Origin of the sequence: Actinoplanes sp. NPDC024001 (assembly GCF_040638955.1) — a bacterium.
Classification (GTDB): Bacteria; Actinomycetota; Actinomycetes; order Mycobacteriales; family Micromonosporaceae; genus Actinoplanes.
This window is the reverse complement of the sequence record NZ_JBEZZB010000124.1, coordinates 1-22,259: the sequence shown is the minus strand read 5'-3', so window position 1 is coordinate 22,259 and position 22,259 is coordinate 1. Positions and strand designations below refer to the sequence as shown.

25 protein-coding genes are annotated in these 22,259 nt (G+C 72.5%); 16 read left to right on the top strand and 9 right to left on the bottom strand.

Annotated features, from left to right (window positions below; genetic code table 11):
• Nucleotides 1-61 precede the first annotated feature (61 nt).
• Entirely contained in the window at nt 62-1,033 is a 972-nt protein-coding gene (locus tag AB0F81_RS36090) for a formylglycine-generating enzyme family protein (protein ID WP_360204734.1), read from the top strand.
• Here AB0F81_RS36090 and AB0F81_RS36085 read toward each other — a convergent pair.
• Complete coding sequence (locus AB0F81_RS36085) at nt 1,006-1,860, bottom strand: helix-turn-helix transcriptional regulator (protein WP_360204732.1); 855 nt, start codon at nt 1,858-1,860, stop codon at nt 1,006-1,008. The two genes, AB0F81_RS36090 and AB0F81_RS36085, sit on opposite strands and share 28 nt — an antisense overlap.
• 156 nt (nt 1,861-2,016) lie before the next feature.
• Here AB0F81_RS36085 and AB0F81_RS36080 point away from each other — a divergent pair, with 156 nt between their 5' ends.
• On the top strand, nt 2,017-2,871 hold the full coding sequence (locus tag AB0F81_RS36080; protein WP_360204729.1) for an SDR family NAD(P)-dependent oxidoreductase: 855 nt from the start codon (nt 2,017-2,019) through the stop codon (nt 2,869-2,871).
• Here the strand turns inward: AB0F81_RS36080 and pip are convergent.
• Complete coding sequence (gene pip, locus AB0F81_RS36075) at nt 2,868-3,740, bottom strand: prolyl aminopeptidase (protein ID WP_360204727.1); 873 nt, start codon at nt 3,738-3,740, stop codon at nt 2,868-2,870. The two genes, AB0F81_RS36080 and pip, sit on opposite strands and share 4 nt — an antisense overlap.
• Before the next feature lie 14 nt (nt 3,741-3,754).
• Here pip and AB0F81_RS36070 point away from each other — a divergent pair, with 14 nt between their 5' ends.
• Together AB0F81_RS36070 and AB0F81_RS36065 are read left to right on the top strand one after the other, a co-directional pair.
• Entirely contained in the window at nt 3,755-4,471 is a 717-nt protein-coding gene (locus AB0F81_RS36070; protein ID WP_360204725.1) for an AAA family ATPase, read from the top strand.
• A 6-nt stretch (nt 4,472-4,477) separates the two neighbouring features.
• The gene (locus tag AB0F81_RS36065) at nt 4,478-5,119 is read left to right on the top strand and encodes a RibD family protein (protein ID WP_360204722.1); all 642 of its coding nucleotides are present in this window, start codon (nt 4,478-4,480) and stop codon (nt 5,117-5,119) included.
• On the opposite strand, the gene AB0F81_RS36060 is transcribed toward AB0F81_RS36065, so the two are convergent.
• Entirely contained in the window at nt 5,113-6,705 is a 1,593-nt protein-coding gene (locus AB0F81_RS36060) for a methyl-accepting chemotaxis protein (RefSeq protein WP_360204720.1), read from the bottom strand. The two genes, AB0F81_RS36065 and AB0F81_RS36060, sit on opposite strands and share 7 nt — an antisense overlap.
• Nucleotides 6,702-7,607, bottom strand: a complete 906-nt coding sequence (locus AB0F81_RS36055; RefSeq protein ID WP_360204718.1) for a LysR substrate-binding domain-containing protein — start codon at nt 7,605-7,607, stop codon at nt 6,702-6,704. Before AB0F81_RS36055 ends, AB0F81_RS36060 begins: the two co-directional genes overlap by 4 nt.
• A 70-nt stretch (nt 7,608-7,677) precedes the next feature.
• Between AB0F81_RS36055 and AB0F81_RS36050 the strand changes: the two genes are divergently transcribed.
• The 7 genes from AB0F81_RS36050 to AB0F81_RS36020 are packed head-to-tail and all read left to right on the top strand — an operon-like array spanning nt 7,678 to nt 12,425.
• Nucleotides 7,678-8,517, top strand: a complete 840-nt coding sequence (locus AB0F81_RS36050) for a dihydrodipicolinate synthase family protein (RefSeq protein ID WP_360204716.1) — start codon at nt 7,678-7,680, stop codon at nt 8,515-8,517.
• Between the two features lie 24 nt (nt 8,518-8,541).
• Nucleotides 8,542-8,913: a GntR family transcriptional regulator gene (locus tag AB0F81_RS36045; protein ID WP_360204713.1), complete on the top strand. Its 372-nt coding sequence runs from the start codon at nt 8,542-8,544 to the stop codon at nt 8,911-8,913.
• A complete protein-coding gene (locus AB0F81_RS36040; RefSeq protein WP_360204710.1) occupies nt 8,910-9,785 on the top strand; it encodes an ABC transporter ATP-binding protein in 876 nt (291 codons plus the stop codon). The genes AB0F81_RS36045 and AB0F81_RS36040 overlap by 4 nt, the downstream gene beginning before the upstream one ends.
• On the top strand, nt 9,782-10,474 hold the full coding sequence (locus tag AB0F81_RS36035) for a hypothetical protein (RefSeq protein WP_360204708.1): 693 nt from the start codon (nt 9,782-9,784) through the stop codon (nt 10,472-10,474). The genes AB0F81_RS36040 and AB0F81_RS36035 overlap by 4 nt, the downstream gene beginning before the upstream one ends.
• A gap of 10 nt (nt 10,475-10,484) precedes the next feature.
• A complete protein-coding gene (locus tag AB0F81_RS36030) occupies nt 10,485-11,297 on the top strand; it encodes a sugar nucleotide-binding protein (RefSeq protein WP_360204705.1) in 813 nt (270 codons plus the stop codon).
• A 32-nt stretch (nt 11,298-11,329) separates the two neighbouring features.
• Nucleotides 11,330-11,683, top strand: coding sequence for a DUF6204 family protein (locus tag AB0F81_RS36025; protein ID WP_360204702.1), 354 nt, complete (start codon nt 11,330-11,332; stop codon nt 11,681-11,683).
• A 37-nt stretch (nt 11,684-11,720) separates the two neighbouring features.
• Nucleotides 11,721-12,425, top strand: a complete 705-nt coding sequence (locus tag AB0F81_RS36020; protein ID WP_360204699.1) for a Clp protease N-terminal domain-containing protein — start codon at nt 11,721-11,723, stop codon at nt 12,423-12,425.
• Here AB0F81_RS36020 and AB0F81_RS36015 read toward each other — a convergent pair.
• Complete coding sequence (locus AB0F81_RS36015; protein ID WP_360204696.1) at nt 12,422-14,680, bottom strand: LuxR C-terminal-related transcriptional regulator; 2,259 nt, start codon at nt 14,678-14,680, stop codon at nt 12,422-12,424. The two genes, AB0F81_RS36020 and AB0F81_RS36015, sit on opposite strands and share 4 nt — an antisense overlap.
• A gap of 173 nt (nt 14,681-14,853) precedes the next feature.
• A complete protein-coding gene (locus tag AB0F81_RS36010) occupies nt 14,854-15,378 on the bottom strand; it encodes a 2'-5' RNA ligase family protein (RefSeq protein ID WP_360204693.1) in 525 nt (174 codons plus the stop codon).
• 186 nt (nt 15,379-15,564) lie between these two features.
• Between AB0F81_RS36010 and AB0F81_RS36005 the strand changes: the two genes are divergently transcribed.
• Entirely contained in the window at nt 15,565-16,422 is an 858-nt protein-coding gene (locus tag AB0F81_RS36005) for a sigma-70 family RNA polymerase sigma factor (RefSeq protein ID WP_360204690.1), read from the top strand.
• 219 nt (nt 16,423-16,641) lie between these two features.
• On the opposite strand, the gene AB0F81_RS36000 is transcribed toward AB0F81_RS36005, so the two are convergent.
• The 3 genes from AB0F81_RS36000 to AB0F81_RS35990 are packed head-to-tail and all read right to left on the bottom strand — an operon-like array spanning nt 16,642 to nt 18,414.
• Entirely contained in the window at nt 16,642-16,965 is a 324-nt protein-coding gene (locus AB0F81_RS36000) for a helix-turn-helix transcriptional regulator (RefSeq protein WP_360204686.1), read from the bottom strand.
• A gap of 13 nt (nt 16,966-16,978) precedes the next feature.
• On the bottom strand, nt 16,979-18,061 hold the full coding sequence (locus tag AB0F81_RS35995; RefSeq protein ID WP_360204683.1) for a hypothetical protein: 1,083 nt from the start codon (nt 18,059-18,061) through the stop codon (nt 16,979-16,981).
• Nucleotides 18,058-18,414, bottom strand: coding sequence for a PadR family transcriptional regulator (locus tag AB0F81_RS35990; protein WP_360204681.1), 357 nt, complete (start codon nt 18,412-18,414; stop codon nt 18,058-18,060). The genes AB0F81_RS35995 and AB0F81_RS35990 overlap by 4 nt, the downstream gene beginning before the upstream one ends.
• Nucleotides 18,415-18,631: 217 nt before the next feature.
• On the opposite strand from AB0F81_RS35990, the gene AB0F81_RS35985 reads away from it, so the two are divergent.
• The 4 genes from AB0F81_RS35985 to AB0F81_RS35970 form a co-directional block, all read left to right on the top strand.
• On the top strand, nt 18,632-20,284 hold the full coding sequence (locus AB0F81_RS35985; protein ID WP_360204678.1) for an ABC-F family ATP-binding cassette domain-containing protein: 1,653 nt from the start codon (nt 18,632-18,634) through the stop codon (nt 20,282-20,284).
• A gap of 96 nt (nt 20,285-20,380) precedes the next feature.
• Nucleotides 20,381-21,217, top strand: a complete 837-nt coding sequence (locus AB0F81_RS35980; RefSeq protein WP_360204675.1) for an undecaprenyl-diphosphate phosphatase — start codon at nt 20,381-20,383, stop codon at nt 21,215-21,217.
• Nucleotides 21,218-21,306: 89 nt separating this feature from the next.
• The gene (locus tag AB0F81_RS35975; RefSeq protein WP_360204672.1) at nt 21,307-21,780 is read left to right on the top strand and encodes a carboxymuconolactone decarboxylase family protein; all 474 of its coding nucleotides are present in this window, start codon (nt 21,307-21,309) and stop codon (nt 21,778-21,780) included.
• Nucleotides 21,781-21,784: 4 nt separating this feature from the next.
• A partial coding sequence (locus AB0F81_RS35970; protein ID WP_360204669.1) for a sigma-70 family RNA polymerase sigma factor occupies nt 21,785-22,259 on the top strand: 475 nt, incomplete at its 3' end.

The following is a 22,259-nucleotide window of genomic DNA, read 5'->3' as shown; positions in this document are numbered from 1 at the left end:
CGGCCACCTCATCCGTTCCGGGTGAGGTGGCGGGCCGCGCCCGGTGGCGAAGATCGGGGTCATGCATGAGCGGGGATGTTGCGCACCGAGCCGGAGCGGCGGGCCGGCCGCCCACGTGGTGACCCGGGTCAAGCGGTCCGGCCGGCACCGCATCGAGCAGCGGCCGGTCCCGGCGCAGACGTTCCTGATGGGGGACCGGCACGGCGACGACCGGCACGGCGACGGTGAGACGCCGGTGCACGAGGTGGCCCTGCCGGCGTTCCGGATCGACGCGACCACGGTGACCAACCAGGACTTCGCCGATTTCGTGGCCGACTCCGGCTATGTGACCGAGGCGGAACGCTACGGCTTCTCGGCGGTCTTTCACCTGGCGATCGCCGCCGACCCGGGCGACATCATGGGCCCGGCGACCGGTGCGCCCTGGTGGTACGGCGTCCGCGGCGCCGACTGGACCCGCCCGGGCGGCCCGAAGTCGAACCTGGACGGCCTGCGCGACCATCCGGTCGTGCATGTGAGCTGGAACGACGCGGTCGCCTACTGTTTCTGGGCGGGCCGGCGGCTGCCGACCGAGGCGGAGTGGGAGTGCGCGGCCCGCGGCGGCCGGGCCGGGCAGCGCTATCCGTGGGGCGACGAGATGCCCGCCGACTGGCCGTGCAACATCTGGCAGGGCCGGTTCCCGCAGCACAACGAGGCCGCCGACGGGTGGCTGACCACCGCGCCGGTGCGGTCCTACCGGCCCAACGGGTACGGCCTGTGGCAGCCGGTCGGCAACGTGTGGGAGTGGTGTTCGGACTGGTGGGATCCGCGCTATTACGCGGTGGCGCAGGCGAACGACCCGGCCGGGCCGCAGTCCGGGTCGGCGCGGGTGATGCGCGGCGGTTCCTATCTGTGCCACGACTCGTACTGCAACCGCTACCGCAACGCGGCCCGCTCGGCGAACACCCCGGACTCGTCGACCGGCAACATCGGCTTCCGGACCGTGGAGCTGGACGGGGCCGGAACGGATCAGCTGTCCCGAACCGGATGGAGCTGATCAGCGGCGTTGTCACCCCAGAGGGCGAGCAGGCGCAGGTTGTCGTGCGACCGGCTGCCCGGGTCGGTGGTGTAGAGGAACAGGGTCTGCTCCTCGTCGCCGGGCAGTGCCAGCGCCTCGTACCGGATGGTGATCTCACCGACCGCGGGATGTGTCATCCGCTTCGTGCCGTGGGTGCGCTCATGCACCTGACGGTCGTTCCACCAGGTGCGGAACTGCGGGCTTTCGATGGTCAGCTCGCCGACCAGTTCGTGCAGGCGCACGTCGTCGGGGTTGCGGCCGGCGTAGAGCCGCAACGTGCCGACCACCTCGGCGGCCACCGTCTCCCAGTCGAGGTACACCTCACGCGCCACCGGGTCCAGGAAGATCCACCGGGTGTAGTTGCGGTGGGCCGGTGGAAGCTTCGGCCAGTCGGTGAGCAGCGCCCGGCCGAGCGCGTTGGACGCCAGCACGTCGGTGCGGCGCCCGATGATGAACGCCGGATGCTCGGTCATCGACTCGATCATCTGCCGCATCGCCGGGCGCACCCGCTGCGGTGGTGTCCGCACCGGGCCGCGCCGGGGCGGGCGGGCCAGATCGGCGAGGTGGGCACGGCCGGCCTGGTCGAGGCCGAAAACCCGGGCCAGCGCGTCGAGCACGGCGTCCGACGGGCTGCTGTGCCGGCCCTGCTCGAGCCGGGTGTAGTAGTCGACACTCACCCCGGCCAGCTGGGCGACCTCCTCGCGGCGCATCCCCGGCACCCGTCGTGCGGTGCCGTCGCCGGTCAGCGGCGGGGTGTCGGCCCGGCACTTGCGAAGGAACTCACCCAGATCTGATCGTCTGCCCACGCGTCCATGGTCGTCGACCGGCGGGATCGAAATCCAGGGGCTGGGTGGGTGTGCCGTACCCCGGCACGACAGGGCCTGCCCGAGGGTGTCGGCAGCCCGGTGACCGGCGCGAACCTGGTGGTCGTAGCAGAACGGCGACCACTGAGGAGAGCTCCCATGTCCTACCCCACCGACCGTCCGGCCACCTGGTTCGTCACCGGCGCCTCGCGGGGCATCGGCCTCGAACTCGTCCGGCAGCTGCTGCACCGGGGCGATGCCGTGGCCGCGACCACTCGCTCCGCGCAGCGTCTGCGCGACGGGCTGGGCGACGGCGCCGACCTGTCCCGGCTGCTGACCCTGGAAATCGACCTGGCCGACCAGGAGCAGGTGACCGCGGCCGTCGCCGCCGCCCGGGAGCGGTTCGGCGGCGTCGACGTCGTGGTCAACAACGCCGGCTACGGCTTCCTCGCCGCGGTCGAGGAGGTCACCGACGCCGAGGCCCGCCGGATGTTCGACGTGCAGATCTTCGGCGTCTGGAACGTGCTGCGCGCCGTCCTGCCGCACCTGCGGGCCGCCGGCAGCGGGCACGTGATCAACGTGTCGTCGATCCTCGGGCTGACCACCTTCCCGGGCTGGGGTCTCTACAGCGCGGGCAAGTTCGCCCTCGAAGGCCTGACCGGCTCGCTGGCCGCCGAGATGGCGGACTTCGGGGTGAGGGTGAACCTGGTCGAGCCCGGCTACACCCGCACCGACTTCCTGCGCCCGTCGTCGCTGGGCCTGCCGGCCGCTGCCGTCGACGGATACCAGGCGATCCGCGAGATGACCGACGCCCACCTGGCGATGCCCGGCACCCAGCTCGGCGACCCGGTGAAGGTGGCCGCCGCGATCATCGAGATCGCCGTGCGCGGCGACGCGCCGCTGCACCAGCTCCTCGGCTCGGACTCGGTGGGCCTGGCCCGGGACCGGCTGACGGCGCTGGCCGCCGATGTGCAGGCCGGTCAGCGGCTCGCCGTGACCACCGACATCGGCTAACCGGCGAACCGCTCCAGGGCCTGGCGGATGTGGGAGCCCGGCAGCGCGTGACCGCCCGAGTCGTCGACGATCAGCTCGGATCCCGGCCAGGCCCGGTGCAGTTCCCACGCGGCGGACAGCGGGCTGCCCAGGTCGAGGCGGCCGTGGATCAGCACGGCCGGGATGCCGGCGAGGCGGGGCGCGTGGTGCAGCAGGGCGCCCTCCTCCAGCCAGGCGGCGTGCGCGAAGTAGTGGGTGCAGATCCGGACGAACGCGAGCCGGTCGCGGGCCGGCCGGTGCGACGCCCCCTGGAAGGTGTCCTCCCAGGTGCACCATTCCAGGGCCGCCTTCTCGCGCACGGCCGGGTCGGGGGATTCCATCAGCCGGGCGTAGCCGCCGACCAGGTCGTCGTCCGGCACCAGGCTGCGGAAGCGTTCCCACTCGGCGGGGAAGAACCGCCCCACACCGCGGTAGAGCCAGTCGATGTCGGCGCGGCGGGTCATCGTCACCGCGGCGATCACCACCTCGGTGACCCGGTGGGCGTGCTGCTGCGCGTACGCCAGGATCAGCGTCGAGCCCCAGCTGCCCCCGTACAGGAGCCAGGCGGGAATGCGCAGATGCTCGCGCAACCGTTCCATGTCGGCGACCAGATGCCAGGTGGTGTTGAACCGCATGTCCGTCGCCGGGTCGGCGGCGTGCGGCCGGCTGCGGCCGCAGCCGCGCTGGTCGAACAGGATGACCCGGTAGCGCTGTAGGTCGAAGGGCCGCAGCCAGGCGGGGGAGGAGCCGGAGCCCGGCCCGCCGTGCACGACCAGTGCCGGCTTGCCCTGCGGGTTTCCGTGCTCCTCCCAATGGATGACGTTGCCGTCACCCACGTCCAGCTCTGGCATGCGACGCTCCCCTGGTGTTCCTCAAGGCGATCATGGTGGAGTCCGCGCCGGCCGGCGGTTACCCCTTCGACCTGCCGGCGGTGCGGGCGCTGACCGCCCGCGGCGGGCTTCGGCTGCGCACGCCGGTGACGCTGCTCGCGGGCGACAACGGTACCGGGAAATCGACGTTGGTGGAGGCCGTGGCGGTGGCCGCCGGGTTCAACCCGGAGGGTGGCAGCACGTCGTTCCAGTTCGCCACCCGGGCCAGCGAGTCGGTGCTCGGCGAGCATCTGGTGCTGTCGCGGGTGCCGGGCCGGCGGCCGCGGACCGGGTATTTCCTGCGGGCCGAGTCGTTCTACAACGTGGCGACCGAGATCGAGCAGCTCGGCGTCGTGGAGGGCTACGGCGGCGTGTCGCCGCACGAGCGGTCGCACGGCGAGTCGTTCCTGGATCTGGCGACGCACCGGTTCGGGCCGTCCGGCCTGTATCTGCTGGACGAGCCGGAGGCGGCGCTGTCGGTGCAGGGCTGCCTGGCGCTGCTGCTGCGCATCGCCGAGCTGGTGGCGCTGGGCAGCCAGTTCATCATCGCGACGCATTCGCCGGTCCTGCTGGCCTGCCCGGACGCCACGATCTTCGAGCTCGGCGCCGGCGGGATCGCCGAGATCGACTACGACCAGGCCGACGCGGTCGTGCTGACCAGGGCGTTCCTGGCGAACCCGCAGCGTTTCCTGGACCGGCTGTTCGGGGAATGAGAACTCATGCGGCCCCGGGTGGTGATTCACAACAGTGTCAGCGTGGACGGGCAGCTCACCGGCTTCCCGGTGGATCTGGCGCTGCACTACGAGATCGCCGGGTCGATCCCGGCGGACGCGATCCTGACCGGCAGCGGCACCATGCTGGCCGCCGCCGCGGAGCAGGGCGCCGACCTGTCCGGGTCCGATCCTGAGCCGCCGCAGCCGGTCCCCGGCGACGAGCGGCCGCTGCTGGTGATCGTGGACGGGCGGGGCCGGCTGACCCGCCTGGACTGGCTGCGGGCCGCGCCGCACTGGCGCGACATCGTGATCCTGTGCTGTGCGGCTACGCCGCACGAGCACCGGGCCCGGCGGGTGGTCACCCCGGGCGATCACGTCGATCTCGCTGCCGGGCTGGGTCACCTGCGCTCGGCGTACGGGGTGAGCACGGTGAAGGTCGACGCCGGGGGAACCCTGAACGGCCGGCTGCTCGACGCCGGGCTGGTCGACGAGCTCAGTGTGATCGTCGCCCCGCACGTCGCCGACGGCCGGGCCGGGCCGCGGGTGCGGCTGCTGGAGCGGGCCGGCGCGCAGCGGTTGCGGCTGACTGCGGCGCAACCGCTGCGCGACGACCACCTGTGGGTGCGCTACCGGACGAGCGGTCAGTAGCGGAACCGCGACATCAGCACCCGCAGCTCGCCGGTCACCTGGGACAGCGCGCCGACCGCCTGCTCCGACTGGTTGACCAGGTCGGTGGTGTTGCGGGCGACCGTCGCCACGCTGCCGATGTTCGCGGCGATCTGACCGGAGCCGCCGGCCGCCTCGGTGACGCTGCGGTTGATCTCGTTGGTGGTGGCGGTCTGCTCCTCCACCGCCGACGCGATGGTCGTCTGGTACTGGTTGATCTGCTCGATCACCTCGGCGACCTCCTGGATCGCCGAGACCGCGCCGGCGGTGTCGGCCTGGATGGCCTGCACCCGCTTGGAGATGTCCTCGGTGGCCCGGGCGGTCTCCTGGGCCAGGTCCTTGACCTCGCCGGCGACCACCGCGAAGCCCTTGCCGGACTCGCCGGCCCGGGCCGCCTCGATGGTGGCGTTGAGCGCGAGCAGGTTGGTCTGCTCGGCGATGCTGGTGATCGTCTTGACCACGTCGCCGATCTCCCGGCTGGACGCGCCGAGCCGGGACACCGAGTTGGTGGTGGTCTGGACCGCGATGACGGCCCGGCCGGCGACGGTGGCCGCCTCGTTCGCGCTGGTCGAGATCTCCCGGATGGAGGCGCCCATCTCCTCGGCGCCGGCGGCGACGGTGTGCACGTTGCGGGACACCTCGTCGGCGGAGGCGGCGACCAGGTCGGCCTGCTCGGACGACTGCTGGGCGCCGTCGGCGAGCTGCGCGGTGAGCCGGCTCATCCGCTCGCTGGCGACGCCGAGGGTCTGCGCGCCGTCGGCGAGGCGGCCCATGGCGGTGCCGATCGACTCGAGCGCGGTGTTGACCGACCGGCTCATCTGCCCGACCTCGTCGGCGGAGCGGACGTCGAGGCGGCGGGTCAGGTCGCCGTCGGCGACGGCGGCCATCGTGTCGGCGACCTCGCCGAGCGGGCGGGTGATGCTGCGGGTGACCTGCCAGGCGACGGCGACGGCGATGCCGACCGCGGCGAGCAGCAGTAGGACCATCATCGTCAGGAAGCTGCCGGCGATGTCGCGGGCGGTCGCGGTCTCCGTCTTGTTCATCGCCTCCTCCATGTCGATGAACACGTTGATCACGCGCAGCCACTCGATGAACGCCGGCTTGGCCTCGTCGTTGAGCAGCGCGGTCGCCTCGGCGCGGTTGCCCTGCTCGCGCAGTTCGATGATCCGCGCGACCAGCGGGTTGGTGTCGCCCTGCACGGTGGCGATGTCGGCGAGCGCGGCCCGCTCCGCGTCGTTGGCCTGCGACGCGTCGGCGAAGATGGCGTTCATCTTCGTCTCCGAGTCGGTGTACTTGGCGGCCAGGTCGTCGATCAGCTGCTTCTCGGCGTCGATCGCCGGCTGGTCGCCGGCGTAGACCAGGTCGCGGATGGCGATGGCCCGGTCGTGCACGCTGCCGCGGAAGTTGATCGCGTATCGCTGTTTGACGGCGTTGACGTCGTTGATGACGGTGAGCTTGTCGTTGATCCGGTTGACCTGGGCCACGCCGACCACGACCAGCGCGACCATGGCGAGGACCACCACCAGGAACCCCGCGCCCAGGCGCCGTCCGATGGTCAGATTCTTCATGTACGACTCATCGGCACCAGCCCGTCCGATATGAGGGCGGATGTCCGCAGGGCCGTGATGAGTGCCGTCACTGCCGGGTGGTCGGCGGCGCCGCGGCGGAAGGCGATGCGGGTCCGGCGGCGGGTCGGTGCGGTGATCAGCCGCAGCCCGGCGGGCGGGCGGTCGGCGGCGAGCTGCGGGACGAGCGACACCCCCTGCCCGGCTGCGACCAGGGCGAGCACCGCGGTGAAGTCGTCGGCGTGGTGGCGCACCCGCGGGGTGTATCCGGCGGCCTGGCAGACCCGCAGGGTGACCTCGTGGCACAGGGTTCCCGGGCTGGCCAGGATCCACGGCTGCTCGCGCAGGTCGGCGACCGAATCGCCGGGGGTGCCGGCCGGTACGGCCAGGTGCACCGTCTCGTCCAGCAGCGGCACCGAGTCGAGGTCGGTGTCGGCCTCGGCGGGGGCGACGTCGTAGTCGTGCACGAGCCCGGCGTCGAGGCGCCGTTCGCGCAGCGCGGCCGGGACGGCGGCCGGGTCGAGTTCGGTGACCAGCAGTTCCAGGGCGGGGTGCTCGCGACCGAGGGTGACCAGGGCGGCGGGCAGCACGGTGCGGACCGCGCTGGGGAAGGCGCCGATGCGCAGCGGACCGGCCGGTCCGCTGCGCATCGCGGCGAGGGCGGCGTCGGCCTGCTCCAGGGCGGCGAGCACGGTGTCGGCGTGGCGCAGCAGGACCCGGCCGGCCGGGGTGAACGTGACCCGCCGGCCGGTGCGTTCCAGCAGGGCGAGGCCGGCCTCGCGTTCCAGGACGGCGAGCTGCTGGGAGACCGCGGACGGGCTGTAGGTGTGGGCGGCGGCGACCGCGGCGATGGTGCCGAGTCGGTCGAGGTCGCGGAACAGCCGGAGCCGGCGCACGTCGAGCATCGGCTCAGCTTACGGTCACGTCAGAAATCGGAACTGGTGCTTACGGTCGGTGGGCGGCAGCGTGGACCGCATGAATGGTGTCTACGTACCGCTGATCACCCCGTTCGACGAGGACGGGACGGTTGCTCTCGGCGTGCTCGAGAAGCTGGCGTGCGACGTGCTGGAGGCCGGCGCGGCCGGGCTGGTGGCGCTCGGCACGACGGCGGAGCCGGCGTCGCTGAGCGACGCCGAGCGGCGCGGCGTGCTGGCGGTGGTGTCGCGGGTGTGCCGCGAGCGGGGCGCGCGGCTGCTGGTCGGGGCGAACACGCCGGCGCAGCTGGCCGGCGTGCCGCAGGGCGCGAGCGCGGCGCTGACGCTGGTCCCGCCGTTCCTGCGGCCCGGTGAGGACGGTGTGGTGGCGCACTTCGCGGCGCTGGCCGCGGTCAGCCCGGTGCCGCTGGTGGTGTACCACGTGCCCTACCGGACCGGGCAGCCGCTGACCGCGGACGGGCTGCGCCGGCTCGCCGCGCTCGACGCGGTGATCGGCGTGAAGTATGCGACCGGCGCCGTCGACGCGGACCTGGTGGCGCTGCTCGCCGATCCGCCGGCCGAGTTCGCGGTGCTGTGCGGCGACGACGTGTTCCTGGCGCCGGCGCTGGCGATCGGCGCGCCCGGCGCGATCCTGGCGTCCGCGCACCTGGAGACCGCGGCCTTCGTGGAGTTCGCCGCGACCCGCGAGCGGGCGCTGGGGCGCCGGCTCGCGCGGCTGTCCGCGGCGGTGTTCGCCGAGCCCAACCCCACGGTGGTCAAGGCCGTGCTGCACGCGGCGGGCCGCATTCCGACCCCCGCGGTACGGCTGCCGCTGCTGCCCGCATCGACGGCGGTGGTTGACGCGGTGGCGCGGCAGCTCTATGGTTCGTTAGTAGAGTAATGAACCAATGGAGGCGGGTCCGCGATGTTCGACGACCGCAGCCCGATCTACCGGCAGATCGCCGAGCAGATCAAAGGCGACGTGCTGCGTGGCGTGCTCAAGGCCGACGAGCAGGTGATGTCCACGAATCAGTACGCGGCGTACTACCGGATCAACCCGGCCACCGCGGCCAAGGCGTTCCAGCAGCTCGTCGACGAGGGCGTGATCTACAAGCGCCGCGGCGTCGGGATGTTCGTCGACGCCGGCGCCCAGCAGCGGCTGCGCGAGCAGCGGCGGGACCGGTTCTTCGCCGACGTGCTGGCGCCGATGATCGCCGAGGCCCGGGCGCTGGACATCCCGGTCGCCGACATCGTGGCCCGCCTCCAGCAGCTCGACGACCCGGGGGACACCCGATGACGCTCGCCATCCAGACATCCGCCCTGCAGGTGCGCTACGGCGACACCGTCGCCCTGCACGACATCGACCTCGACCTGCCCGGCGGCAAGATCTACGGGTTGCTCGGCCGCAACGGCGCCGGCAAGACCAGCCTGCTCGCCACGCTCGCCGGGTTCCGCAAACCGTCCACCGGCACCGTGCGCGTCGGCGGGCAGCCGGTCTTCGAGAACGCCCGGGTCACCACCCGGGTCTGCCTGATCCGCGAGGACGGCGGGGTCGGCGACACCACCGACAACCTCGGCGACGTGCTGAGCATGGCGCGGATGCTGCGCCCCGGCTGGGACGAGAAATACGCCGCCGAGCTGATGGACCGTTTCGCGCTGCCGCGCAAGAAGACCATCGGAGCGCTGTCACGGGGGCAGCGCTCCGCGTTCGGCGTGGTCGTCGGGCTGGCCTCGCGCGCCGACGTCACCATGTTCGACGAGGCGCACCTGGGCATGGACGCCCCGACCCGGCAGCTGTTCCTCGACGAGCTGCTGCGCGACTATGTGGCCCGCCCGCGCACCTTCGTCGTCTCCACCCACCTGATCGAGGAGCAGAGCCCGGTCTTCGAGCAGGTGCTGATCCTGCACGACGGCGCCCTGCTGGTGCACGAGGAGCTCGACGAGCTGCGCGGCCGCGGCGTGTCGGTGACCGGCCCGGCCCACGTCGTCGACGACTTCGTCTTCGGGCTCACCGTGCTCGGCCAGGAGCAGCTCGGCCCGACGAAACGGGCCATGGTCTACGGCACGCTCGGCGAGGACAGCCTGCGCGCCGCCCGGGCGCACGGCCTGGAGATCGGGCCGGTCGCCCTGCAGGACCTGTTCATCCACCTGACCGGAGGCGTCCGATGACCCGCTGGCCGATCGCCCGCTATCTGCTCGGCACCCACTACCTGTTCCTGCTCGCCGTCCTGATCGGCTTCTACCTGGCGATCGGCGTGATCCTGGCGGTGGTCTCCCGGTTCACCGAGATCACGCTCAGCGCCGCCGACATCGGCGGGCAGATCCTGAACTGGATGGCCGCCGGCTACGGGTTCACCGCCTGCAGCGTGCTGGCGGTCGTGATGGTGCACGGCCGCACCCGCCGCGAGTTCCTCGTGCAGCACCCGGCCTACCAGATCATCCTCACCGGCACCGCGGCCGCGCTGATCACCGGGGTGTACGCGGCCGAGACCGCCCTGTACTCGGCGCTCGACTGGGGACAGAAGGTGCAGGACGAGCGGGCCTACGAGTCCACCACCGACTATCCGACGATCTTCGTGGCGTACTGGAGCATGCTGCTGATCTGGCAGATGGTCGGCGCCTTCGTCGGCGTCGCCGTCTACCGCTGGGAGACCCCGGGCGCGCTGGCCGCGCTGCCCGCCGCGGCGCTGCTGCTGCTCAGCGGCGGCATCAACGGCTTCTTCCAGCTGCCGTTCGTGCCCGTCGACATCGAGGCGCCGCTGCCGATGGCCGGCGCCACGGTGATCGTGGTCGCGGTGACGTGGGCCATGCTGTGGGCCACCGGGCGGGACATCCCGGTGCGGGCCCAGGCCGCCTAGGCTCACCCGGGTGAGCCCACGCGTCCTGATCACCGGAGCCTCCGGTTACCTCGGCCGCCGCGTCGCGCTGCGCGCGGCGGCCGACGGTTTCGAGCCGGTCGGCACGGCCTTTCAGTCGTCCGGCGCGCTGCGCCTGGACATCCGCGACCCCGGCGACGTGCGGCGGGTGCTCGGCGAGGTCCGGCCGGACGCGATCATCCACACCGCCGCCGGCCGCGACCGCAACGACTGGCCGGCCACCGCGGACGGCGCGGCCCACGTCGCGGTCGCGGCCGCCCACCTCGGGGTACGCCTGGTGCACGTCTCCAGCGACGCGATCTTCTCCGGCCGGGCCGTCGACTACGACGAGGACGCCGTGCCCGACCCGGTCTACCCGTACGGCGCCGCGAAGGCCGCCGCCGAGACCGCGGTCCGGGCGATCCTGCCGTCCGCGGCGGTGGTGCGCACCTCGCTGATCCTCGGCGACGGCGCCGGCGACCACGAGATCCTCACCCACGACCTGATCGCCGGCGGGGTGAAGGGTGCCCTGTTCACCGACGAGATCCGCAAGCCGGTGCACGTCGACGACCTGGCCGGTGCCCTGCTGGAACTGGCCGCCGGCGACTACCGCGGGGTGCTGAACGTGGCCGGCGCCGACGCGCTGAGCCGGTACGAGCTGGGGGTGCTGGTGGCCCGCCGCGACGGCCTCGATCCGGCCGCGGTCCCGGCGACCAGCCTGGCCGCGCTGGGCCTGAGCCGCCCCACCGACGTGCGGCTGGTCACCGACCGGGCGGCGAAGGTGCTGCGCACCCGGCTGCGCGGCGCCCGCTCGTTTATCGGATGAAACCCGCGGCCGAGTTGCCGATACTGGCCCGCGTGACTGACAAACGCACCATCCGCGTGACCGTGCGCGGATCCTTCGACAACCTGACCGACGCGCAGAAGGCCGAGCTGATCGCCGCCGGTGACCGGCACTCCGACATCCTCGCGGTGGAGTACACCGAGCGGGGCCACCTCACCTACGACCTGGCGGCCCGGCCGTTCTTCACCTTCCGCTTCGCCGAGCAGGTCGCCGAGGAGAAGGACATTCCGCAGGTGACGGCCCGCGCCGAGGCGAAGGCGGCGGCGTGGATGAGCGAGCGTGGTTACGGCTTCAAGCGGATCACGTCGCAGACCGTCGACCTGTCCGAGGTGCCGCTCGGCCCCCGCGGCCGCCGTCGTCAACCCTGAGTTGACGCTGTCATGCCGTCAACCTAGGGTTGACGGCATGACGAACATCGTGCCGCCGGTGCGCCTGGACGACCTGATCTCCGTGATCAGCCGCAACCGGCCCGACGACCCGTTGGAGCGGCTCTCCGACGCGGTGGTGCTCGGCGACCGTCTCGGCGAGCTGGCCGACCACCTGATCGGCCACTTCGTCGATCAGGCCCGCCGCTCCGGCGCGTCCTGGACCGAGATCGGCCGCAGCATGGGCGTGACCAAGCAGGCCGCCCAGAAACGGTTCGTGCCGAAGGACGGCATCGACGTCTCGCAGGGCTTCAACCGCTTCTCCGACCTGGCCCGCACCGCCGTCGTGACGTCCATGAACCACGCCAAGGTTCTCGGCCACCCCGAGATCTTCCCGGCCCACCTGGCGCTCGGCGTGCTCGACCAGGCCGACGGGCTGGCCGTGCGGGCCCTGCACGGTCAGGGCGTCGAGGTCGACACCGTGCGCGCCGCGGTCGCCGCCGTGCTGCCCGAGCCGGGCGGTGACGTGCCGGTCCTCATTCCCTACGACGCGCGCAGCCGCAAAGCGCTGGAGCTGACCTTCCGCGAGGCGCTGCGCCTGGGCCACGACAGCATCGGCACCGGGCATCTGCTGCTCGCGCTGCTCGAAGAGGAGCCCGACGGCCCGCTCACCGCGGCCGGGCTGACCAAGGCCGCAATCGAGCCGATCGTGGTGGCCGGCCCGCAGGAGGTCGTCTCCGGCTAGCCGTCCTCGCGCCGCCGTGCGGCGGCCCAGGCGGCGATCTGGGTGCGCGAGGTGAAGTCCAGCTTGGTCAGGATGTGCTCGACGTGCGTGTTCGCGGTGCGCCGGCCGATCACCAGCCGGTCGGCGATCTGCTGGTTGGTCAAGCCGTCGGCGACCAGCACGGCGACCTCGCACTCGCGGCGGGTCAGCGGCGCCCAGGTGGCCCGCTGCGCGGGAGTCTCTGCCGGCCGGGCCGACCGCTCGTCGAGCGCGTAGTCGACACCCGCGGCCGGGTCCAGGGTGAGGCCATCGCCGTACGCCGCCTGGAAAGCGTCGTCGCCGGCCTTCTGCCGGGCCTGTCTGGTGACGTGCTCGCGCGCCGCGAGCAGGTCGGGGGAGCCGAGTTGGGGACGGCCGACGGACTGCCAGAGGCGGTGCGCGACGCCGAGCAGCCGGGCGGCGCGTTCCGCCTCACCGAGCGCCGCGGCGGCGCCGGCGAGCACGTCCACGGCCATCGCGCAGCCGGTGCTGTCGCCCAGCTGCCACTTGAAGCGCAGCGCGTCGCGGCCGTAGCCGACCGCCGCGCGCGGGTCGCCGCGGCCGATCTCGGCCAGGGCGCGCATGTAGTCGGCGTACGAGCGTATCCAGCGTTCGCCGCATTCGTCGCACAGCGCCCAGGTCTGCTCGGTGACGGCGATGTCCCGCTCGAAGTCCCCGGCGAAGGCGAACGCGATGCACTGCATCGTGAGCGCGATGAGCAGGCCGGTCGCCGGGTCGCCGCCGTTGCGGTGCAGGGCGGCCGATTTCTCGGCGAACGTCAGGGCGCTGACCGGGTCGCCCCGGAGCAGGGCGCACAGGCCGGCGATGTAGGCGATCCAGCCGGCTGCCGTGCGGTCGCCCTGCGCCGCCGCGTGCGGCCGGCACTGTGCGAGCCGGGCCTCGGCGGCGTCCAGGTCGCCCTGCATCGCGGTCACCATGCCGGCGACCCACAGCGCCTTGGTCAGCGCGGCACCCGGCGGGTGCTCCGGCGCGAGGAGCCGGTCGAGGTAGTGCCGGCCCTCGCGTGGGTGTCCACAGGCCATCCAGAAGTACAGCAGCGCCGCGGCCAGTTCGAGACCGGCCCGGTGCTCGGCCGGGTCGGCGAGACAGAAGTCCAGCGCGGCCATCAGGTTGGCCTTGTCCCGGCTGAGCCGCTCGTACCAGGCGACCTGGTCGGGCCCGCACCACTCGGCCTCGAACCGCTCGGCCAGCCGCAGGTAGTAATCGCGGTGCGAGCGTCGTAGCCGCTGCTCCTCGCCGGCGGCCCGGTGCAGGTCGCGGCCGTACTCGCGCAGCGTGTCGAGCAGGCGGTAGCGGGCGCCGGAAGGATGCTTCTCGCAGAGCAGGATCGACTTATCGACCAGGCCGGCCACCAGCGGCAGCACGTCCGCTTGGGGCAGCACGTCATCGGCGCACACCTGCTGTGCGGCGGCCAGGTCGAAGTCGCCGGCGAACACCGACACCCGGGCCCACAGCAGGCCCTCGGCCTGGGTGCACAGCCCGTGGCTCCAGTCGATGGCGGTGCGCAGCGACTCGTGCCGGCCGGCTGTCGAGCCGCCGCGCAGCAGCGCGAACCGGTCGGCGAACCGGTCTTCGAGCAGTTCGGCGATCTGCTGCACGGGCAACGCCCGGGTGCGCACCGCGGCCAGCTCGATCGCGAGCGGGATGCCGTCGAGTCCCCGGCACAGCCGGATTACCGCGGCCTGGTTGTCCCCGGTCAGCGCGAATGTCGGCGAGGCCGCGCGGGCCCGCTCGGCGAACAGCGCCACGGCCGCGTCCGGCTCGGGGTCCACGGCGCCGCCGGCGGAGCGCCCGGGGTCGGGCACGGTCAACGGCAACAGGGTGAAGATGTGCTCACCCTGCACCGTGAGGGGCTGCCGGCTGGTCGCCAGGATCTGCAGTGCCGGGGCCGCTCGCAGCAGTTGTTCGACCAACTGCGCGCACGGGTCGGCCAGATGCTCGCAGTTGTCCAGCACCAGCAGCAGCCGGCGCGACGCCAGGTACTCCGCCAGCGACTCGGCCTGCGGGCGGGTCGACTGGTCCCGCAGCCCCAGCGTCTGCGCCACGGCCTCGGCCACCAGATCGGCCTGGGCGAGCGGGGACAGGTCGACCAGCCACGCGCCGTCCGGGAACGCCCGCTGCACCTCTGCCGCGACGCGCAGTGCCGTCCGTGTCTTGCCGACCCCGCCGACCCCGGTCACCGTGACCAGCCGGGCCACCGACAGCAGCCGTTTCACGGCTGCTCGCTCGCCGGCCCGGTCCACGAAGCTCGACAACTCGGCCGGCAGATTACCCTGGCGCCTCTGCCCTCGCGCTGTCTCCGCCACCTCAACCCTCTCCGGACACTGGCAGCATAAGCGCGGACCGCCCGGCCGGCCCGGTCGTCAACCTGACGGGGGACAGCGGAAAGCTAGCCGAGTGGGAAGTCGGTCAGCCGCACCCAGGACGCGTCCGGCTCGGGGCGGCCGACCAGCAGGTGCACGGTGCTGACCCAGGCGTGGATCGGCAGGCGCTGCTGCACCTGGGCGGCCGCGGCGGTCAGCACCTCGTACGGCTGGTCGTGCCCGATCGTCAGGTGCGGCACCACCTCGGCGAACTCGCCGCCGTAGGGCTGCACCCGGGGAAAGCGGCCGGCGAGGCGGTGGGTCAGCTCCCGGAACGGTTCGGCCGGCGACGGGTTCAGCCACAGCACCCGCTCGCCGAACCAGCCGACCTTGTCCAGGGTGAGGAAGAACCGTGGCACCCCGGCGACGACGTGCCGCACCGCGGCCAGCACGTGCGGGGTCAGCTCGTTCGGTGGCAGGAACGGGATCAGCACGGTGATGTGTGCGGGCACGCCCTGGGTGGCGATCGGGTCGAGCCGCTCGCGCAGGTCGGCGACGGCCGGCTCGGCTTCCGGGACCAGGACGGCGAGGGCGCTCAGCGTCGGCTCCACCGCCGCAGCGTAAACCGTGCCGAGCGTCGTCGCGCGCTCACGACCCGGTGCCGCGATCCTCAGGTCGGCCAGTTGAGGAAAAATTCTCAGTGCAACCGAGCAGCAACCGAGAGTGCCCTCCTGCTGCACCCGTGGCGGCGAAAAGTTCCCCCTGTCAGCCGGTCAGCCGACACAGGGGGAATCGAAATGACCGCCACCGCCCAGCCGAACGCCGTCACTCGCGAGCAGGAAGAGCTCATCCGCGACAACATGGCGCTGGTCGGCCACATGGTCCGCGAGATGCTGTTCAAGGTGCCGCCGCACGTGCACCGTGACGACCTCGCCTCGGCCGGCTACGCGGCGCTGGTCACCGCCGCCCAGGCGTTCGACGCCGAGCGCGGCATCCCGTTCGGGCGGTTCGCCGCGGTGCGGGTGCGCGGGGCGCTGCTCGACGAGCTGCGCAGCATGGACTGGGCCAGCCGCTCGGTGCGGGCCCGGGCCCGGCGCGCCGACGTGGCCCGCGAGGAGCTGACCCGGCAACTGGGCCGTACCCCGACCGCCGAGGAGCTGGCCGAGCTGCTCGGTGTCGCGGTCGGCGAGCTGAGCAGCGTCGACGACGACGTGCAGCGCGCCGCCGTGCTGTCGCTGCAGGGCTTCACCGCCGGCGCCGCCGAGGACATGGTCACCGAGACCTCGATGAACCCGGAGGAGCTGCTGCTGCACCGCGAGCGCCTGGGCTACCTGCACGACGCGGTCACCGTGCTGCCGGAGCGGCTGCGCTACGTGGTCGAGGCGTCGTTCCTGCGGGAGCGGCCGCTGTCGGAGGTGGCCACCGAGCTGGGCGTGACCGAGTCGCGGGTCTCGCAGCTGCGCACCGAGGCCCTCGCCCTGCTGCGCGACGGCCTGACCACGCACATGGAGCAGAAGGGCGCCCCGGCCGCCAAGGACGGCTGCGTGGCCCGGCGCCGCGCCGCCTACGCCGCGCAGATCGCCGCCCGCAGCACCATGACGTCGCGGCTGGGCGCCACCGACGTGCACGGCGAGCGTCTCGCCGTCGCCGCTTGATGCGCGGCCTGATCACCGAAGCCGGCGGGGCCGCGGCGCGTTGCGCGCCGCAGTCCCGCCGGCTTCCTTTTCCGGTACGCGTTCTCCACGGCCCCGGGCTTCTCCTGGCGGCCACCTGCCACGCCAGGCCGCAGGGCCGCTTCCGGGCTTGAGCACGGGGCTGAGCTGCCACCACGCGGCCGTTTCACCGGTCGATCTCAGCCGCGCGCCCGCGCGGCCTCAGGCGCCGGTCAGGCCCGGCCGCAGCCGCAGCTGGGTCTCCGCGGCCGCCGCCCGCTTGCGCAGCCGGTCCGCCTCCACGGCCAGCGCCGCGGCGCCGCTGTCGCTGAGCCGGTAGTAGCGGCGCAGCCGGCCCTCCACCGCCTCCTCCCGCTCCACCTCGATCAGCCCCTGCTCGGCGAGCCGGTCCAGCGCGCCGTACAGGGTGCCGGGCCGCAATTTGACCTCGCCGGACGACAGGTCCAGCACGGACTGCACGATGCCGTAACCGTGCAGCGGCTGCGCGGCCAGCGCGGTGAGGATCAGAAACGTCGGTTCCTGCATGTCTGCCAGCCTCTCAGCTCGTCACGGTCTGCGTCTCGGCGGCCGGCGCGGGCCGCACCCGGGCCGTGAGCACCAGCGCCACGAGCAGCACCAGCCCGGCCCCGGCCAGCGCCAGGTTCAGCCATTCCGGCCCGAACGGCCAGTACGGCCCCGGCCGCAGCGCGCTGTGCACGGTGAACACCGGGTCGTCGTTGCCCGCGTAGCGGAAGGCGCGCATCACGTTGCCGTAGAACGCCACCGCCGGCAGGGCCAGGGCCAGCACCGTCAGCGTGCCCAGGGCGACGGCCAGCCGGGCCCGGCCGGGAGCGCCCTGGCGGGCCCGCTGGATCAGCGCGGCCGCGGCCAGCCACCCGGCGGCCATCCCGGCGAGCATGCCCAGCACGACCAGCGGCAGCAGGGCGGCGTTGCCGGAGGGGTACATCGAGATGGTGACGCTGCCGTACATCTCGGTGGTCCAGCCCTGGATGTCGAGGGTGACGCCGTCGCGTTCGGCGAGGAAGGCGTTGCTCTCGGTCCGCAGTTCGACGGTGTTGCCGTTCTCGTCCATGGTCGCGGACTTGCCCGGCGGGTGGGTGATCTCGCCGAGCTGCCAGCCGTCGGCGGCCAGGTTCTGCCGGGCCTGCTCGGGGTCCCAGCCGCCGAACCCCTGGACCTGGGTGTCGTGCCAGGCCGTCTCGTCCCACCAGGGCGAGCCGGAGTCGGCGTGGTAGTGGTTCTCGATGCCGGGACTGCCGACGATCTGCCGCTGCAGCGCCTGGCCGGCGGCCGCGTCCGGCACGCCGGCGAAGGTCCGCGTGGCCGCCCACGAGCCGGCGGCCGCGCCGAGCGCGCCCCCGATCAGCAGGGCGAGCACGGCGAACACCCAGGCGAGCGGCCGGCCGGCGGGCAGCCGGAAGCGTTGCCGCACGCCACTGGCCAGCAGGTGCCACACGTCGGCGCGGGCCGGCCGCTGCTGGCCCGGCTCGGCCATCTCCAGCAGCGTGGTGACGATCTCCCGCTCGTGGCGGCGCCGGTAGCCCGACGGGTAGGCCCGCAGCAGCCGCTTGTAGGCCCGCTCGAGCGTGGGATCGGCCTGCGGCCAGTCGCTGGTGGTCATCGGAGTCCTCCCGTGTTGATGATCATCGGCAGGCCTGGGACGATGCCCGGGCGCTGCCGCAGTTGTTCCTCGGCGGCCTCGGCCCGTTGCCGCAGCCGGCCGACCTCCACGCGCAGCGCCCCCGCGCCGCTGTCGCTGAGCCGGTAGTAGCGGCGCAGCCGGCCCTCCACCGCCTCTTCCCGGTCGACGGCGATCAGGCCCTGCTCGGCGAGCCGGTCCAGCGCGCCGTACAGCGTGCCGGGCCGCAGTGCGACCTCGCCGGACGACAGGTCCAGCACGGACTGCACGATGCCGTAACCGTGCAGCGGCTGCGCGGCCAGCGCGGCCAGGATCAGAAACGTCGGTTCCTGCATGGGCGGGCCCCCTCTCGGCTGTCGCTGTCCGACGCCTGCCGAGACAGTACGCGCGCCGCTATATATCGTCAACCGAGCTATGGAATTCGGTTGCGGACCCGGGCGAAGCGAGAGAGGGTTGCCGAGGACCTGCTGCCGAGCCGAGGAGTGCATGCCCCGATGTGAGAGCGACCCGACTTTGCGTCCCCCGTCGGTTTCGCCCTTCCCGGAGGCCCTCGTGCACCCTCGCAACGCCCACCTCAAAGCCGTCGACCTGGGCTGCGCCCACGACGGTGACCTGCTCTTCTCCGGCTTCGACCTGGTGCTGGGCGCCGGCGACCGGATCGGCGTGGTCGGGCCCAACGGCGCCGGCAAGACCACCCTGCTGCGGGCCCTCGCGGGTGAGCTGGCACCCACCACCGGCAGCGTCACCGTCTCGCCCGGCGCGCGCGTCGAGCACGTACCGCAAAGGATGCCCGGCCTCGACGGCAGCGTCGGCGCGTTCCTCACCGCGGGCCTCGGCGAGCTCGCGGCAGTGACCGCGCGGCTGCGCGAGCTGGAGGCGCGCCTCGCCGCCGGCGAGGACGTGCTCGCCGAGTTCGGCACCGTGCAGGAACGCTGGACCGCCCTGGAGGGCTGGACCGCGCAGAGCCGGCTCACCGAGATCCGCCAGCGCCTGGACATCGAGCACCTGCCCGACGAGCTGCCGGTCGCCGCGGTCAGCGGCGGCGAGCAGGCCCGGCTGCTGCTGGCCCGGGCCCTGCTCGGCGCGCCCGACACGACCGGCCCCGACCTGCTGCTGCTCGACGAGCCGACCAACCACCTGGACGCCGAGGGCACCGCCTGGCTGCGGCAGTGGCTGCACGACTTCCCCGGCGGGGTGCTCGCGGTCAGCCACGACCGGGCGTTCCTCGACGAGTTCGCCGGCCGCATCATCGAGCTGGACGGCATCGACGAGCAGCCGCAGGACTATCCGGGCGGCGGCTACACCGCCTACCGCGCGGAGAAACAGCGCCGCTGGGAGCGGCTGCTGCTCGATTACGAGGCGCAGGAGAAGGACCGGCTGCGCTGGGAAGCCGACATCGAGCGGACCAAAGGCTACGCGGCCGGGGTGGAGAACACCGTGCGCTCCGGGGCCGAGGCCCCGCACCTGCGCCGGGTGGCCCGGCTGGTGGCCCGCAAGGCGAAGGTGCGCGAGCGGCGGCTGCGCCGGCAGATGGCGTCGGTCAAGTGGATCGCCCAGCCGCGGACCCGGCCGCCGCTGACCCTCGCCTTCCCGGGTGACGACGCCGCCGGCGACGAGATCGTGCTGAAGGTGCGCGAGCTGACCGTCGCGTTCGGCGAGCGGGTGCTGCTCGACCACGTCGACCTGGACGTCACTCGCGGCGACCGCATCCTCATCACCGGGCGCAACGGCGCCGGCAAGACCACCCTGCTGCGGGCGATCGAGGACCGCTACCCGGAAGCGGCCGTGCTGCCGCAGTCCGACGACGCGCTGCGCACCGGCGCCAGCATGCTCGACTTCTTCCGCTCCCGGGTGCCGGTCTACGTCGACGACGCCGAGAAACTGCTGGCCGGGCACCAGTTCGAGCCCGAGCAGTGGTCCGCGCCGGTGCGTGAGCTGTCCGCCGGGGAGCTGCGCCGGCTGCTGCTGGCCGTGGTGGTCAACAGCCCGTCGCGGACGCTGCTGCTCGACGAGCCGACCAACTACCTCGACTTCGAGGCGCTCGACGTGGTCGAGGAGGCGCTGCGCCGTTACCGGGGCACGCTGGTGTTCGTCAGCCACGACCGGTACTTCGCCGATGCGGTCGGCCACACCCGGCACTGGCACGTCGCCGACGGGCACGTGATCGAACGTGACCGTCACCACCGGGATCGTGACCCCGTGTAAACGATCGTGGCGGCCCGTGCCCGGCGTAACAGCGCCTGATCCGTCCCCCTATGCTCTCAAGCTGGCTAGGGAAAGCGGGCAACAGTGGCTGCGGAAATGAATATCGTCGAAGCGGTGATCCTCGGCGCGGTCGAGGGCATCACGGAGTTCTTGCCGGTCTCCAGCACCGGCCATCTGACGATTCTGGAGAAGTTGTTCGGGCACACCATCGACGACCCGGACATCACCGCGTTCACGGTGATCATCCAGTCGGGTGCGGTGCTCGCCACCATCCTGTTCCTGCGCCACGACATCGCCCGGGTGGTGCCGGCGTTCTTCCGCGGCCTGTTCAACAAGGGCCTGCGCGACCACCCCGACTTCCGGTTCGGGTGGGCGGTGCTGCTCGGCTCGATGCCGATCGTCGTCGCCGCCCTGCTGTTCAAGGATCAGATCGAGACCACGCTGCGCAGCCTCTGGTTCGTCGCCGGCGCCCTGATCATCTGGAGTGGTGTGATGGCGTTCGCCGACCACGCCGCCACCCAGGTGCGCCACGAGAAGGACGTGACCTGGAAGGACACCATCATCATCGGGGTGGTGCAGTGCATGGCGCTGATCCCGGGCATCTCCCGCTCCGGCGCGACCATGTCGGCCGGCCTGCTGCGCGACTTCGACCGGGTCACCGTCACCAAGCTGTCGTTCTTCCTGTCCATCCCGGCGCTGACCGGCGCCTCGCTGCTGCAGGGCATCGACGAGGCGGACCGGATCTCCAGCGGGGTCGGCTGGGTCAACACGATCGTCGCCACCGTGGTCAGTTTCGTCGTCGCCTACGCCTCGGTGACCTGGCTGCTGAAGTTCGTGTCCAAGCACTCCTACAGCATCTTCATCTTCTACCGGCTGGCGCTCGGCTCGCTGCTGCTGGTGCTGCTCGCCACCGGGACCATCGAAGCCAAGTGACCCGGGTCACCCCGGCGGGCGTCACGTTCCGCCGGGGTGGTGTGTCTTAGAGGGGCGTAACCACCGACAACCGGTAAGGGAGCGCACCCATGGAAGCACGACTGAACCTCTTCGGCGACGCGGTCGCGATGAAGGCCCTCAAGCACCTCACCGCGGCCGGCCGGGCCCTGGCGGAATCGACGGTGCCGCTGTCCACCCAGGAACTGGTCCGGCTGCGGGCCAGCCAGATCAACGGCTGCGGCTTCTGCACCGACATGCACACCAAGGAGGCCGCGCACGCCGGCGAGACCCAGCAGCGGCTGAACCTGGTCGCCACCTGGCGGGAGGCGACCGTGTTCACCGACGCCGAACGCGCCGCCCTGGAACTGGCCGAGCAGGGCACCCGGATCGCCGACGCGGCCGGCGGGGTGCCCGACGAGGTCTGGGCGAACGCGCGCAAGCACTACGACGACGAGCAGCTGGCCGTGCTCACCTCGATCATCGCGCTGATCAACGCGTTCAACCGGGTGAACGTCATCGTCCAGCAGCCGGCTGGCGACTACCGCGTCGGCATGTTCGGCTGACGACATGGACGGTTACCGCCCGCTGCTGTTCTCCATCGCCTACGGCATGACCGGCTCGGTCGGCGACGCCGAGGACATCGTCCAGGAGGCCTACCTGGGCGCGGCCCGGGCAGCGCGGGCGGGCACCACCATCACCGACGCGAAGGCGTACCTGACCACCGCGGTGACCCGGCTGGGCATCAACCACCTGCGCTCGGCGCGGGTCAACCGCGAGACGTACGTCGGCAACTGGCTGCCCGAGCCGGTGGTGGTGCCCGCCGACGGTCCCGGCCCGGCCGAGCACGCCGAACTGGCCGACTCGCTGTCGATGGCGTTCCTGGTGCTGCTGGAGACCCTCACCCCGGTCGAGCGGGCGGTCTTCATGCTGCACGAGGTGTTCGGCTACCGGCACGCCGAGATCGCCTCGATCGTCGGCAAGACCGAGGCGAACTGCCGGCAGATCTTCGCCCGCGCCCGGCAGCGCATCGCCGCCGGGCGCC

Coding starts and splice junctions, on each gene's coding strand:
- AB0F81_RS36090 (WP_360204734.1), top strand. CDS start 62: ATGCATGAGCGGGGATGTTGCGCACCGAGCCGGAGCGGCGGGCCGGCC.
- AB0F81_RS36080 (WP_360204729.1), top strand. CDS start 2,017: ATGTCCTACCCCACCGACCGTCCGGCCACCTGGTTCGTCACCGGCGCC.
- pip (WP_360204727.1), bottom strand. CDS start 3,740: ATGCCAGAGCTGGACGTGGGTGACGGCAACGTCATCCATTGGGAGGAG.
- AB0F81_RS36065 (WP_360204722.1), top strand. CDS start 4,478: ATGCGGCCCCGGGTGGTGATTCACAACAGTGTCAGCGTGGACGGGCAG.
- AB0F81_RS36060 (WP_360204720.1), bottom strand. CDS start 6,705: ATGAAGAATCTGACCATCGGACGGCGCCTGGGCGCGGGGTTCCTGGTG.
- AB0F81_RS36055 (WP_360204718.1), bottom strand. CDS start 7,607: ATGCTCGACGTGCGCCGGCTCCGGCTGTTCCGCGACCTCGACCGACTC.
- AB0F81_RS36050 (WP_360204716.1), top strand. CDS start 7,678: ATGAATGGTGTCTACGTACCGCTGATCACCCCGTTCGACGAGGACGGG.
- AB0F81_RS36045 (WP_360204713.1), top strand. CDS start 8,542: ATGTTCGACGACCGCAGCCCGATCTACCGGCAGATCGCCGAGCAGATC.
- AB0F81_RS36040 (WP_360204710.1), top strand. CDS start 8,910: ATGACGCTCGCCATCCAGACATCCGCCCTGCAGGTGCGCTACGGCGAC.
- AB0F81_RS36035 (WP_360204708.1), top strand. CDS start 9,782: ATGACCCGCTGGCCGATCGCCCGCTATCTGCTCGGCACCCACTACCTG.
- AB0F81_RS36020 (WP_360204699.1), top strand. CDS start 11,721: ATGACGAACATCGTGCCGCCGGTGCGCCTGGACGACCTGATCTCCGTG.
- AB0F81_RS36005 (WP_360204690.1), top strand. CDS start 15,565: ATGACCGCCACCGCCCAGCCGAACGCCGTCACTCGCGAGCAGGAAGAG.
- AB0F81_RS36000 (WP_360204686.1), bottom strand. CDS start 16,965: ATGCAGGAACCGACGTTTCTGATCCTCACCGCGCTGGCCGCGCAGCCG.
- AB0F81_RS35995 (WP_360204683.1), bottom strand. CDS start 18,061: ATGACCACCAGCGACTGGCCGCAGGCCGATCCCACGCTCGAGCGGGCC.
- AB0F81_RS35990 (WP_360204681.1), bottom strand. CDS start 18,414: ATGCAGGAACCGACGTTTCTGATCCTGGCCGCGCTGGCCGCGCAGCCG.
- AB0F81_RS35980 (WP_360204675.1), top strand. CDS start 20,381: ATGAATATCGTCGAAGCGGTGATCCTCGGCGCGGTCGAGGGCATCACG.
- AB0F81_RS35975 (WP_360204672.1), top strand. CDS start 21,307: ATGGAAGCACGACTGAACCTCTTCGGCGACGCGGTCGCGATGAAGGCC.